The sequence below is a fragment of the Cytophaga sp. FL35 genome (genome assembly GCF_014349235.1).
Classification (GTDB): Bacteria; Bacteroidota; Bacteroidia; order Flavobacteriales; family Flavobacteriaceae; genus Euzebyella.
Genome location: NZ_JACSOH010000003.1, coordinates 117,459 through 129,983, shown reverse-complemented (window position 1 = coordinate 129,983; position 12,525 = coordinate 117,459). Strand labels below are relative to the sequence as shown.

The 12,525-nt window shown below is 39.4% G+C and carries 13 protein-coding genes; 9 read left to right on the top strand and 4 right to left on the bottom strand.

All coding sequences use genetic code 11. The annotated features are described in order from the left end of the window. The 8 genes from sufC to BIZ36_RS03015 all read left to right on the top strand — a co-directional run bounded on the left by sufC (window position 1) and on the right by BIZ36_RS03015 (window position 6,564). The gene (sufC, locus tag BIZ36_RS03050) at window positions 1-753 is read left to right on the top strand and encodes a Fe-S cluster assembly ATPase SufC (protein ID WP_187456397.1); all 753 of its coding nucleotides are present in this window, start codon (window positions 1-3) and stop codon (window positions 751-753) included. 53 nt (window positions 754-806) lie between these two features. Continuing rightward, the gene (sufD, locus tag BIZ36_RS03045; RefSeq protein ID WP_187456396.1) at window positions 807-2,123 is read left to right on the top strand and encodes a Fe-S cluster assembly protein SufD; all 1,317 of its coding nucleotides are present in this window, start codon (window positions 807-809) and stop codon (window positions 2,121-2,123) included. A 138-nt stretch (window positions 2,124-2,261) separates the two neighbouring features. Then, window positions 2,262-2,858, top strand: a complete 597-nt coding sequence (locus BIZ36_RS03040; RefSeq protein WP_187456395.1) for an outer membrane protein — start codon at window positions 2,262-2,264, stop codon at window positions 2,856-2,858. A gap of 78 nt (window positions 2,859-2,936) precedes the next feature. Further along, window positions 2,937-4,151: an aminotransferase class V-fold PLP-dependent enzyme gene (locus BIZ36_RS03035; RefSeq protein ID WP_187456394.1), complete on the top strand. Its 1,215-nt coding sequence runs from the start codon at window positions 2,937-2,939 to the stop codon at window positions 4,149-4,151. 75 nt (window positions 4,152-4,226) lie between these two features. Continuing rightward, the gene (locus tag BIZ36_RS03030; RefSeq protein WP_187456393.1) at window positions 4,227-4,649 is read left to right on the top strand and encodes a SufE family protein; all 423 of its coding nucleotides are present in this window, start codon (window positions 4,227-4,229) and stop codon (window positions 4,647-4,649) included. A gap of 36 nt (window positions 4,650-4,685) precedes the next feature. Next, entirely contained in the window at window positions 4,686-5,018 is a 333-nt protein-coding gene (locus BIZ36_RS03025; protein ID WP_187456392.1) for an SUF system Fe-S cluster assembly protein, read from the top strand. 18 nt (window positions 5,019-5,036) lie between these two features. Beyond that, complete coding sequence (locus tag BIZ36_RS03020) at window positions 5,037-5,552, top strand: DUF2480 family protein (RefSeq protein ID WP_187456391.1); 516 nt, start codon at window positions 5,037-5,039, stop codon at window positions 5,550-5,552. A 79-nt stretch (window positions 5,553-5,631) separates the two neighbouring features. Further along, window positions 5,632-6,564: a DUF3078 domain-containing protein gene (locus BIZ36_RS03015; protein ID WP_187456390.1), complete on the top strand. Its 933-nt coding sequence runs from the start codon at window positions 5,632-5,634 to the stop codon at window positions 6,562-6,564. A gap of 555 nt (window positions 6,565-7,119) precedes the next feature. Here BIZ36_RS03015 and hflX read toward each other — a convergent pair. Then, window positions 7,120-8,340, bottom strand: coding sequence for a GTPase HflX (hflX, locus tag BIZ36_RS03010; protein ID WP_187456389.1), 1,221 nt, complete (start codon window positions 8,338-8,340; stop codon window positions 7,120-7,122). Window positions 8,341-8,417: 77 nt separating this feature from the next. Between hflX and BIZ36_RS03005 the strand changes: the two genes are divergently transcribed. Beyond that, window positions 8,418-9,392, top strand: a complete 975-nt coding sequence (locus tag BIZ36_RS03005; RefSeq protein ID WP_187456388.1) for an endonuclease/exonuclease/phosphatase family protein — start codon at window positions 8,418-8,420, stop codon at window positions 9,390-9,392. A gap of 17 nt (window positions 9,393-9,409) precedes the next feature. Here the strand turns inward: BIZ36_RS03005 and BIZ36_RS03000 are convergent, their stop codons facing one another. The 3 genes from BIZ36_RS03000 to BIZ36_RS02990 are packed head-to-tail and all read right to left on the bottom strand — an operon-like array spanning window position 9,410 to window position 12,445. Beyond that, window positions 9,410-9,880 (bottom strand): FKBP-type peptidyl-prolyl cis-trans isomerase, encoded by a 471-nt coding sequence (locus tag BIZ36_RS03000; protein WP_187456387.1) that lies wholly within the window; start codon window positions 9,878-9,880, stop codon window positions 9,410-9,412. A gap of 44 nt (window positions 9,881-9,924) precedes the next feature. Further along, window positions 9,925-10,638: a 3'-5' exonuclease gene (locus BIZ36_RS02995; protein WP_187456386.1), complete on the bottom strand. Its 714-nt coding sequence runs from the start codon at window positions 10,636-10,638 to the stop codon at window positions 9,925-9,927. Further along, window positions 10,628-12,445 carry a DUF4153 domain-containing protein gene (locus BIZ36_RS02990; RefSeq protein ID WP_187456385.1) on the bottom strand — a complete coding sequence of 606 codons (1,818 nt, stop codon included), beginning with the start codon at window positions 12,443-12,445 and terminating at the stop codon, window positions 10,628-10,630. Before BIZ36_RS02990 ends, BIZ36_RS02995 begins: the two co-directional genes overlap by 11 nt. Window positions 12,446-12,525: the final 80 nt, after the last annotated feature.

The following is a 12,525-nucleotide window of genomic DNA, read 5'->3' as shown; positions in this document are numbered from 1 at the left end:
ATGCTTAAAATAAAAGACTTACACGCAAGTATAGACGATAAAGAAATATTAAAGGGAATTAACCTTGAGGTAAAGGCAGGTGAGGTTCACGCTATTATGGGCCCTAACGGATCCGGTAAAAGTACATTGTCCGCGGTTATTGCCGGTAAGGAAGAGTTTGAGGTTACCCAAGGTTCAGTGGAGTTGGACGGTGAGGATCTGGACGAAGTTGCCCCGGAGGAACGCGCCCATAAAGGGGTGTTTCTTTCTTTTCAATACCCGGTTGAAATCCCCGGAGTATCCGTAACCAACTTTATCAAAACAGCCATCAACGAATCAAGAAAAGCTCGTGGTATGGAAGAAATGCCGGCCAACGAGATGTTGAAAATGATTCGAGAGAAAAGTGAGTTATTGGATATTGACCGTAAATTCCTTTCCCGTTCTTTAAACGAGGGGTTTTCGGGAGGTGAAAAGAAGCGTAATGAAATCTTTCAAATGGCTATGTTGGAACCAAAATTGGCTATTTTGGATGAGACCGATTCTGGTTTGGATATCGATGCCTTGCGAATTGTCGCCAACGGTGTCAACAAGCTTAAAAGTAAGGACAACGCGGTAATAGTTATTACACATTATCAGCGATTGTTGGAATATATCGTGCCGGATTTTGTACATGTATTACACAACGGTAAAATCGTAAAATCCGGAGGAAAGGAGTTAGCACTGGAATTGGAGGAAAAAGGGTACGATTGGATTAAAAACGAAGCGGTAGTATAATCCCATTGGCAGGTGTTACGAACACGTCAATCGTTTATTGCAAAAAGAACAGTATGGATTTAAAGGATAAGTTGATATCGTCTTTCATGGCTTTTGAGAGTAATGTGGATATCGAGCACCCGGTGCACGATGTTCGTACAGAGGCGATGAAGAATTTTGAAATGAAGGGGTTTCCTACTAAAAAGGAGGAGGCCTGGAAGTATACCAGCCTTAAGAACCTTCAAAAAGTCGATTTTAGCATCTTTCCAAAGGAAGAGAACGCTTTGGAATACAAGCAGGTAAAAAAGTACTTTTTACATGAGGTAGATACCTATAAAATTGTATTTATAGACGGTATTTACAGTTCCTATCTTTCAGAAACTACCCATGACGGCGTTGATATTTGTTTGATGAGCTCCGCTCTTACCAAGCCCATGTACAAACCGGTGGTTGACGTATATTTTAACAAAGTGGCTTCTAAAGACGAGTCGCTTACTACCTTGAACACCGCGTTTTGTAGGGAAGGGGCCTATATTTATATACCCAAAAATAAAATGCCTAAAAAACCGGTAGAAATTATTCATTTTGCTACCGGAAATGAGGCATCTTTGATGTTGCAACCCAGAAACCTGATCATTGCCGAAGAAAATTCAGAGCTGCAGGTAATTGAGCGTCATCAAAGCCTTACCTCCAACGAAGTATTGACAAATAGCGTAACGGAAATTTTTGCCGCGGATAGTGCTATTGTCGATTATTATAAAATTCAGAACGATTCTGAAAATGCCTCTTTGATAGATAACACCTATATCGACCAAAAAGGAAAAAGTAATGTAAGCGTACATACGTTCTCTTTTGGTGGTAAATTGATTAGGAACAACCTAAACTTCTATCAGAATGGGGAGCATATAGAATCTACCATGAAGGGAGTTACTATCCTTGGTAACAAACAGCATGTAGATCACCACACCCTAGTTCATCACATTGAACCTAACTGTGAAAGCCACCAAGATTACAAGGGAATTTACGGAGAGAATGCCACCGGAGTTTTCAATGGTAAGATTATAGTGGATAAGATTGCCCAAAAAACCAATGCCTTTCAGCAGAACAACAACATTTTGGTAAGTGATAAAGCAACCATTAATACAAAGCCTCAGCTGGAGATTTTTGCGGACGATGTAAAATGTTCCCATGGTTGTACCATTGGTCAATTGGATGAGGATGCACTATTCTATCTACAGTCTAGGGGAATACCTCAAAAAGAAGCTCGAGCTTTGTTAATGTATGCCTTTGCCAATAATGTGTTGGAAAGTGTGCGTATACCTGAAGTGAAAGCGAGAATCAACAAGTTGATTGCCAAAAAGTTAGGGGTTAGTTTGGGTTTTGACCTGTAAAGAAGCCCTTTAAGACTTTTAAGAGAGTCCTTAAAAATTTAGCAAGTTCTTGACGAACTATTAACAAGTTGTTGTGTTTTCCTACACGGTAATTCGTCTAATTTGGTCGAAAACAATTTCAACCTTAAAACATTTTAGATGAATTCAAAACTACTTTTTTGCGCCTTGTTCTTAGTTACGTTTAGCCTTTTCGCCCAAGATAAGAAATGGAGCATTGAGGCAAATTATCCTATTACAGATGAAGATCAGCTGAACGGTGTTCTTGACGTAGGGGTTAAATATCGCTTTGTAGATTTAGGTATTGTGCAATTGGGTGCTGGTCTTGGTACCGCTCTATTTAGTGATCGTGAAAACTATATTTACGATTCCAATATAGAACTAGACTATAAATGGAAACGGATACTTGTTCAGCCAACCGTTTTTGCGGAATTTAGTATTCCTGGCTTGGCAAAGTTAAAACCCAGCGCGGGGGTTGGCTACTCCTATCTTTATGACGATATTGACCACAAGCAGGCAGAAGTTGGCTATAATGAAACCGATAGCTGGGGAGCCTTTAATGCCAATTTAGGATTGTCTTACGACCTTACCGATAGATTTTTTGTAAAAGTACAATACGACTATTTAAATCATCGTCAAAGGTGGTTGATCAACGCTGATGACCCAAACAGTTATCAGCACGAAACAAAGTGGAATACCATGAATGTTTTTAAGGCTGGGGTTGGTTTTCGATTTTAACTGCTCACTATGTAAAACACGTGTTTTCAGCTGCTATTCCTAGCGAAACTAATATCTTTGTAGTTCAATAAGAACACTATGTTAGATGTGCAAAAAATCCGGAAGGATTTCCCCATATTAAATCGAGAAGTGAACGGTAAACCTCTGGTTTACTTAGATAATGCTGCTACTTCCCAGACTCCTAAACAGGTGATTGATGTTATCGTGGATTATTACCAAAATTACAACGCCAACATTCATCGCGGGGTACATTTTTTATCGCAGGAGGCGACCGATAAATACGAACAGGCAAGGCAGAAAATCCAAAAGCATTTTAACGCAAAAAAAAGTCACGAAATCATTTTTACCTCCGGTACTACGCATGGTATCAATTTGGTAGCGAATGGTTTTTCATCCATTTTAAAAAAGGGCGATGAGATATTGGTATCCGCCATGGAACACCACAGCAATATTGTGCCTTGGCAAATGTTGGCGGAACGTACAGGTGCCTTGTTAAAGGTCATTCCCATGAATGAGGAAGGGGAGCTTGTTATGGATGCTTTCCACGACTTGCTTGGTGCTAAAACCAAATTGGTTTTCTGTAACCATATTTCCAATGCATTGGGTACCATAAACCCTATTAAGGAAATAATTGAAAGCGCTCATACTGTGGGTGCAGCGGTATTAATTGATGGGGCACAGGCCGCACCGCATATTCAAGCGGACGTGCAAGCGCTTGATGTCGATTTTTACACCGTTTCCGCCCATAAAATGTGTGGACCCACAGGTGTTGGCGTGCTCTATGGAAAAGAGGAATGGTTGAACAAGTTGCCTCCCTATCAAGGTGGTGGGGAGATGATCGCTGAGGTAACTTTTGAGAAAACGACCTATGCTGAGCTTCCGCATAAGTTTGAGGCAGGTACGCCCAATATTTGCGGGGGAATTGCCTTTGGAGCTGCTTTGGATTATATGAATTCCATTGGTTTCCAAAAAATTGCAGCCTACGAGCATGAATTACTTAAGTACGCAACCGAGGAATTGTTAAGTATAGAAGGCCTTAGAATATACGGTACGGCCCAAGAAAAGACTTCGGTAATCTCATTTAATATTGAAGGAGTCCATCCGTACGATATCGGTACCATTTTGGATAAATTGGGCATTGCCGTACGTACAGGACATCATTGTGCACAGCCAATTATGGATTTCTATAAAATTCCTGGAACCGTTAGAGCCAGTTTCTGTTTCTATAATACGAAAGAGGAGGTAGATGCGCTGGTTGAGGGGGTAAAACGAGCGCGAAACATGTTGCTTTGATAAGGCTTCCTAACTTTGGCTTAAAGAATTGATAAGCAGGGATTCTTATTGTATTTTTGCTGAAAATATAGAATAATGGCTATAAAGGAAATACAGGAAGAGATAGTAGACGAGTTTTCCATGTTCGATGATTGGATGCAGCGTTATGAATACATGATTGAACTTGGTAAGTCCCTTCCGTTAATAGATGAGCAGTACAAAACCGAGGATAACATTATTAAGGGATGCCAAAGCAAAGTGTGGGTCCATGCAGAGTTGGATAACGAGAAATTGGTATTTACCGCAGACAGCGATGCGATTATAACAAAAGGTATTATCGCTATATTAATCAGAGCTTTCAGCAATCAAAAACCGCAGGATATTATTGATGCGGATACTGCTTTTATTGATGAAATAGGCCTTAAGGAACATCTTTCCCCAACACGAGCAAATGGTTTGGTAAGCATGATCAAACAGCTGAAGTTATATGCAGTTGCGTACCAAACGCAATTAAACTAAAAGAAACTTCTGTTTCTAAACTAAAAAAAGAATTATATGAACGACGATATTGAAACAGTTGAAACCGGTGAATTGGGCGAAAAAATAGTAAAGGTTCTCAAGACTATCTATGACCCAGAAATTCCGGTAGATATTTATGAATTAGGCTTAATTTACGATGTGCTTGTAAATGAGGATAACGAAGTTCGCATTCTAATGACACTTACATCACCTAATTGCCCTGTAGCTGAATCTTTGCCCGCGGAAGTGGAGGAAAAAGTGAAGTCTTTGGACTTGGTAAAAGACGCTGAAGTGGAAATTACGTTCGATCCTCCTTGGACCCAGGAATTAATGAGCGAGGAAGCCAAGTTAGAGCTAGGTTTACTTTAATTCTGTAATTGCCCTACGATGTCTAAGGAAGAAGATGTAATTATAAACCGGGTCGCTCAAAGTAAACTGGTCACTTTTGATTTAGAGGATTATTACCCTTCTGGACCAAGAGTTCTTTTGGATATTTCTCAGTGGTTGTTTGAAGGGATTATTCTCAGAGAGAAAGAATTTAGGGCATCCGTCAAGGCGCATGATTGGTCTCAGTACAAAGATGCCTTTGTGGCTGTTCATTGCTCCACAGATGCCATTGTGCCCGGGTGGGCGTTTATGTTACTCACCGTTGAGTTGTCTGCTTACGCCAAAAAAGTAGTTAAGGGAGATTTGCAGAATTTAGAAACCTCTTTATACCAATCGGTACTTGAAAATTTGGATTTGACCGACTTTCAGGATAAGATGGTGATAATAAAAGGATGCAGTAAAAAGCCAGTTCCGGAAAGTGCTTATTTGTTGATAACCCAACAGTTACACCCCCTGGTTAAGTCCCTTATGTATGGTGAGGCTTGCTCTTCCGTACCCCTCTTTAAGAGAAAATAATTGTTAGTAAACTTGTTTATTAAATGTTAGCATCGTTAACTTTGCAGTTAATAAACACTTATTCACTAACATTAACATTATGAAGAAATTAGTAATTTCTTGTATTGCAATGCTCGCTTTTTCTGCGGGATTTGCTCAAACAATCGAGGAGTTAAAAGCTGAGCAAGCAGCTAAAAAAGACTCTATCAAAGCTATTCAAGGTAGGGTAAATGCCCTTCAGGGTAAAATTGATGCCTTTCCCGGTTGGAAGACCGGCGCATTCGGTACCATTGGTGCCAATCTATCTAAGTTCAATAACTGGTATTCTCAGGGTGTGCCTAACAACTCATCAGGTAATATTGGTGTGACTGTAAACGGGTTTGCCAATTTGGACAGAGAAAAGTTCTTTTGGAGAAACTCTGGTGTTGTCAACCTTCAATGGGTGAAAATAGATGACAAGGACGATCCTACTGATGAGGAAGGCTTTACTGGTACTACCGATGTTTTTACAGTTACATCTCTGTACGGATATAAATTGAACTCTAAATTTGCTATTTCAGCTTTGGGTGAGTACCGTACTTCAATCATCAATAACTTTAATGACCCTGGTTATTTAGACCTTGGGGTTGGTGCTACCTGGACTCCAATCAAGGATATGGTAGTGGTAATCCACCCATTAAACTACAACTTTGTATTTGCTGATAATGACACTGCTTACGAATCATCTGCCGGTGCTAAAATTGTGGTAGATTATACCAAACAATTGGGTGCAGTGAGCTTTAAGACCAACTTTTCTACTTTCCAGAGTTATAAAGATGGTGACTTATCTAACTGGACGTGGATCAACTCCTTCGGTTATACCCTATGGAAGAACATCGGTGTAGGTTTTGAATTTGGGTTAAGAGGTAATAAGCAAGAGGCCTTGGCCAACGCTTTAGCTGTTGAGCCTGCCATTACGCCAACACCTACATTCGATAACATAGATAATGACCTTCAAAGCTACTATTTGCTAGGTTTGAACTATTCTTTCTAAGAATAGGAAACAAGCATATAAAAGAAATGCCCCAACAATCGTTGGGGCATTTTTTTTGTTAAGTAGGGTCGGTAATTTGGTACAGTCAATAAAAATCAAACCTAGGTCAAGTTCTTTTGTCTTTGGGACATAACACTAAATTTCAAATACAATTCGAATTTAAGTTGACCTTGACAGAAGCTGAAAATTTTGTTGTGAAGAGGTCGCATAGTGTTGTGAAATGCGTTAAAACGTCAATTTTTTCGATGAACGGATGCAATATGCTTCTTTTTCGAGCTAGTTGGCTTTGCATTTGGGTATAAAAAAACCCTCTTGGGGAGAGGGTGATTTTTTTAATAAGTAGGTAATTTCGAGGTTAAGTTCTTTAAGTATCGGATTTGGGATTCGAAACTTTTCTATTTCAGATTAAGTTCAGAGTGCGATTTGGGATTTGCTCTATCACTTAATTACAATGTAAATCTACGCCAGACTTTGGTGCTGGATAAATTATTGTTGTGAAGTGCCTCCCATTTGTTGTGAATAGTATAAGTAGTTTAAAATCTTCGATGAACGGTACTACTGACTTTGATATTCATCTAAATTCTCAGGGTATAAAAAGTTATTGTATGGGAATCTCGTCACATGAATATCCCTTACTTCATTGTACACCCTTTTTCTGAACTCATCAAGATTCTCTTTATTTAGGGCCGAAATGAACAAAGCTTTGTCGCCAACGCGTTGCATCCACGTTCGTTTCCATTCTTCAATTGTAAAATGCCTTTCTGTTCTTTCCGTGACCAAATCATCTTCATCGATTTCAGCATGTTTGTACTGGTCAATTTTATTGAAGACCATAATGGTGTTTTTATCGGCACTATGAATCTCGTCTAAAATTTGATTGACAGATTCAATATGTTCTTCAAATTGCGGATGGGAAATATCCACCACGTGCAATAGCAAATCTGCCTCACGCACTTCGTCAAGCGTACTTTTAAAGCTCTCTACGAGTTGGGTAGGCAACTTTCTGATGAAACCTACGGTGTCACTTAGAAGAAATGGTAGGTTGCCCAAAACCACCTTGCGCACTGTGGTATCCAAAGTTGCGAACAATTTGTTTTCGGCAAATACTTCACTTTTACTAATTACATTCATAAGGGTAGATTTACCAACGTTGGTATAACCTACCAAGGCGACACGAACCAGGGCACCACGATTACCGCGCTGGGTTTCCATTTGGCGGTCTATCTTTTCGAGCTTCTTTTTTAATAGGGTAATACGGTCACGAACAATACGCCTATCCGTTTCAATTTCCGTTTCACCGGGTCCGCGCATACCTATTCCCCCTCGTTGCCTTTCCAAGTGGGTCCAAAGACCTGTCAAACGCGGTAGTAAATATTCGTACTGAGCCAACTCCACCTGTGTTCTGGCATAGCTTGTTTGGGCCCTTTGAGCGAAAATATCAAGGATGAGACTAGTACGGTCCACGATTTTACAACGAAGTTGTTTTTCTATGTTTCTTTGTTGCGCAGGTGTAAGTTCGTCGTCAAAAATAACGGAGCCTACCTTGTTTTCTTTCACAAACTCCTCTACTTCCTGCATTTTTCCGCTCCCGATAAGGGTCTTTGGGTTGGGTATATCAACACGCTGTACAAAACGCTTGATAACTTCCCCACCGGCGGTATAGGTAAGAAATTCGAGTTCATCTAGGTACTCGGTCACTTTTTCCTCATTTTGCTCCCTATTGATCACACCGATCAATACTGCCTTTTCATGTTCAATGGTATTCTTTTCTATCATAGAGGTCGTAAATTGCAAATTTAAAAAATACTGGGCGACCTATATACGTTATTTTAATAGACCAATAACAACATTACATGAATTTTTCTTTTTGGAAAAAACACGGAAAAAGACAATTACAAACTATTGCCTTTTATAACCTTGAAAATTTGTTCGATACGAACGATGATCATTTGACGCTTGATGATGATTTTACACCTAATGGTGTAAAACAATGGACACCCATGCGTTATGAAAAGAAATTAAGAAAATTGGCCAACACCATTTCTAGGGTAGGGCTTAACGATGGTTATATGGCACCTATTGTAGTTGGAATCTGTGAAGTGGAGAATAGGCAAGTAGTGGAAGATTTAATTACCACCGAACCCCTAAAAAATGAGGACTATGGTATTGTACACTACGATTCTCCAGATGAGAGGGGCATTGATTGTGCCTTGATTTATAACAAAGAGCACTTTAAATTGATCAGTTCAGAACCCATTCATTTAAAAGTTCATCAAACGGATGGAAGTATAGACCGTACTAGGGATATTTTATATGTAAAAGGAACTTTGAAAAATGAAACCGTACACATATTCGTAAATCATTGGCCATCGAGAAGGGATGGGGGTACGGTTACTAGCCCCAAACGAATGAGGGCTGCGCAAACCCTTAGCGAGTTTATTGCCCGTCTACAGGAGAAGGATCCTCAAATGAACTGCATAGTTATGGGCGACTTTAATGACGGGCCCAAATCAAATAGCTTGCGACATTTAAAACAGGCAAACGGACTTTATAATCCCATGGAAAAGCTGCTGACGCCCCACCGAGGAAGTGCGAGCTACAAAGGCCGTTGGATGCTTTTTGACCAGATTTTAATCTCGCACAGCTTCCTCAATTACGAAAAAGGTACCCACAGCTTTTCCCACGCCAATATTTTTGATGATTATTTTCTTACTGAATTTAAGGGCAAATATAAAGGCTCCCCATTCAGAACCTACGCGGGGCGTAAATATTTAGGAGGGTTAAGCGACCATTTTCCGGTGTACATTCATTTAAAATATAACACCTAGGTCTACAGATTAAAGCACTAGTTGACGCTTATAAGATTTATGTCAAAAATAAGCACAGAGCCTCCAGGGATACCATTATAGTCAAAACTACCATACCCTAAATGGGAAGGAATCAAAAGCATACCACTGCCACCCTCGTTAAAATAGGTGATACCTTCGGTCCACCCAGGAATTACTTGCTGTAGATTGAAAGTGATGCCAGATTCGCTACTTTGATCAAAAACGGAGCCGTTTAAAAAATATCCTTTGTAAGCAACGGTCACATCTGAAGAGGAAGTAGGTTGGGCGCCATCGCCTTGTTCGTTAATAATATAGTAGAGTCCAGTATCTGTTTTTACTGCAGTAAGCTCATTTTGTTCCAAGTAAATCTGGATATCCTCATCATTCTGTGCCGTATAGTCAATAGGTTCTGGTTGTTCGTTACTGCCATTATCGTCAAGGCAAGAAACCAAGGAAAGAAAAATCAGGGGAAGAAGTAAATATTTCATAAAAATGTTTAAAACGTAAATGTAGCGAATCCGATGATGTAGTGCTATACTTTTTTGATTTCATTGTCGTGCAACAATTCATCACCACGCAGTCTCAGAAATACTTGGGCCGTTGTTACCACATCCAATTCACAATAGGTAATAATTCGATCAAGGTCTTTTTCCTTGTAAAATACTTCGCGGACCATACTGCCGTCAATATCTTGCTTGGGTGATGGAATCCCTAAAATATTTGCCAATAACTTAAGGGAGGTAAAGTGCTTGTAATCCCCAAATTTCCACAGTTCCATGGTGTCCAAATGCGGTACTTCCCAAGGTTTTTTGCCAAATAAGTTGAGTTTGTAAGGTAGTTCTATACCGTGAATGATCATCCTTCTGGCAATATAAGGAAAGTCAAATTCCTTGGCATTATGACCACATAATAGTTTTTTGGTCGCGCTGAAATGGCCGTTCAGTAAATTTTTAAATTCTTTTAGAAGTTGGATTTCATCTCCATAAAAACTGGTGGTTCTAAATGAGCGTATGTCACCTTTCATATGAAAGTATCCCACGGAAATGCAGATGATTTTTCCGAACTCTGCCCAAATACCTGCTCTTTCATAAAATTCCTCAGCGGTATATTCATCTTTACGCTGGTATTGCGATTTTTGTTCCCAAAGTTCTTTTTTTTCTTCAGATAGGCCTTGAAAATGTTCCTCCTCTGGGACAGTTTCAATATCTAAAAACAAAATATTCTCTAAACTAATCTTATTCAGCATCGTTCTTATTTTTGATAAACATATAAGCCGATCCGTTGTGTAAATCGAGTGAGTCCTTCGAATATACCGTAAAGCTTAAATTGTGAAAAACAAGTTTTGCTCTTTTGGAACCGTTTTCTAAAATTACACTTCTTTCGTCAACTGAAATATTGTTAAGGTTTGGTCCTTTTTTTGAAAGTTCATTCAAGAAGAAACGCAACTCTATTTGCAAAGGCTTTTCAACGGATTCTTTATCCACGACTTTTAGACAAAGGTCCTTGGGATAATATTCTAGGCTATAACTCGAGTCTTTGGTGTTGTTATATGAATGATTGGAAATGTAAACAGGCAAAAAATGTGAATAACCGGTTACATCCATCAATTGATTGTTACCATCATTCTCGTAGAAAGAATAGTGCGTGCCATAATTTTGGGCGATGTTTAGGTTGTCTTTAGGGTCAATACTAATACCTAAAGAATCAAGAACACTCTTGGTATCTACCCAATTATAGCTCCTCCATTTGCTTGAAATGGTATCATTCATGGCATCATCCATATGGATTCCCGTCACCGCATCCAATCTGTAAATTTCCTTTCGGTCTTCTAAATATTCAATAATGGAGGTCAACTGATTGAATTCGTCATAGGATGCAAGTCCTTTGTTTTCCATTACTTTTTTGTACACTTTTTTAAATTGGGTGGCTTGGCTCCTGTTCGATACCGAGAAAACACCCCAAAAACCAAAGGAGGATAGCAGGGCCAAAGCAAACAACGAAAGTGGCAGAATAATCAGTCGTCGTTTTTTGGCAACTAAAAGATAGAGTGCCATGGCAAATATCCAAATAGCGATCAGAACCACAAAGTACCGGTTCTCAGTAATACCATAATCGCTGATTCTTCTAAAAATGGCTACAAAGAGCAAAATGATCAGAGGTAACAAGGCGTAATAAAACCAAGGATAAAACCTCTTGATAGTCCATGCCGAGGTGTTTTTTTGGATGGGATTGATGATTATTTGTACCAAATAGCCAATAAGGGCCAAGGCGGTCACCAAATAAGAAACCCATCCTTTAGGAAGTTGCCATTCTATGAGAATTTTGGTCCCGTAAGCATATAGAATGACGATATAGAGAATGACCAAAGGAATCAAGATGAACTTCACAAACACTTCCAGTGCCTTTTCAAAGTGTATTTCGGTTTGGTTTCTAACTTTTTTCGGAAAATCGGATAGATAAATCCATGTGTTTACCGTACCCAAACAGAATATAAAAAGTTGGCCGTAGCGTTCCCCTTTGATATGGGTTTCAAATAAGGCATCAATTGCCAATAACGCCAAAACAAGGCCTAAGTAAAGAACGCCTGAAAAGAGTGCGCTGCGGGTAATGGCAATACCCACTGATTTAAGATAGTTCCAATAGGCACTTTTATTCCAATATTTTACGAAGGGAGCAAATAATAGGAACAAATGCCCGGCGATTAGGTAAAGAAAGAATCGTACAATATAAACAGGATTGTCATCTAGGTCTTTGCCGTCTGGTAGGTGCCAATAAAAAAGGAACAAAAGAACCAGAACTATCAATTTCAGGATAATCCACTTATTTGATGGTCTTTGTTGTTCTATGAAAAATTGAGTCCCTATGAGCCAACTGATACCGAGAATCAAAGTGAGAATGATATTGAATTTATCTTCAATTTCGGTTCCAGAGCTTACTCCGATAAGGTGCATAATATAGAAGCTTCCTAAAAGGGCCCATACCAGGGTGACAGGAAATCGGTTAAAGGCATTTTGGGCCTTACTCGTAATTTCTTTAATCGATGGTAACTGCATAACATGAAGATTTACTCACAAAATTATAGGTCCCAGACTTGTCATTTATCCCTGTAAAAAGGGATTTTAAGTATAAACGG

Coding starts and splice junctions, on each gene's coding strand:
- sufC (WP_187456397.1), top strand. CDS start 1: ATGCTTAAAATAAAAGACTTACACGCAAGTATAGACGATAAAGAAATA.
- sufD (WP_187456396.1), top strand. CDS start 807: ATGGATTTAAAGGATAAGTTGATATCGTCTTTCATGGCTTTTGAGAGT.
- BIZ36_RS03040 (WP_187456395.1), top strand. CDS start 2,262: ATGAATTCAAAACTACTTTTTTGCGCCTTGTTCTTAGTTACGTTTAGC.
- BIZ36_RS03035 (WP_187456394.1), top strand. CDS start 2,937: ATGTTAGATGTGCAAAAAATCCGGAAGGATTTCCCCATATTAAATCGA.
- BIZ36_RS03030 (WP_187456393.1), top strand. CDS start 4,227: ATGGCTATAAAGGAAATACAGGAAGAGATAGTAGACGAGTTTTCCATG.
- BIZ36_RS03025 (WP_187456392.1), top strand. CDS start 4,686: ATGAACGACGATATTGAAACAGTTGAAACCGGTGAATTGGGCGAAAAA.
- BIZ36_RS03020 (WP_187456391.1), top strand. CDS start 5,037: ATGTCTAAGGAAGAAGATGTAATTATAAACCGGGTCGCTCAAAGTAAA.
- BIZ36_RS03015 (WP_187456390.1), top strand. CDS start 5,632: ATGAAGAAATTAGTAATTTCTTGTATTGCAATGCTCGCTTTTTCTGCG.
- hflX (WP_187456389.1), bottom strand. CDS start 8,340: ATGATAGAAAAGAATACCATTGAACATGAAAAGGCAGTATTGATCGGT.
- BIZ36_RS03005 (WP_187456388.1), top strand. CDS start 8,418: ATGAATTTTTCTTTTTGGAAAAAACACGGAAAAAGACAATTACAAACT.
- BIZ36_RS03000 (WP_187456387.1), bottom strand. CDS start 9,880: ATGAAATATTTACTTCTTCCCCTGATTTTTCTTTCCTTGGTTTCTTGC.
- BIZ36_RS02995 (WP_187456386.1), bottom strand. CDS start 10,638: ATGCTGAATAAGATTAGTTTAGAGAATATTTTGTTTTTAGATATTGAA.
- BIZ36_RS02990 (WP_187456385.1), bottom strand. CDS start 12,445: ATGCAGTTACCATCGATTAAAGAAATTACGAGTAAGGCCCAAAATGCC.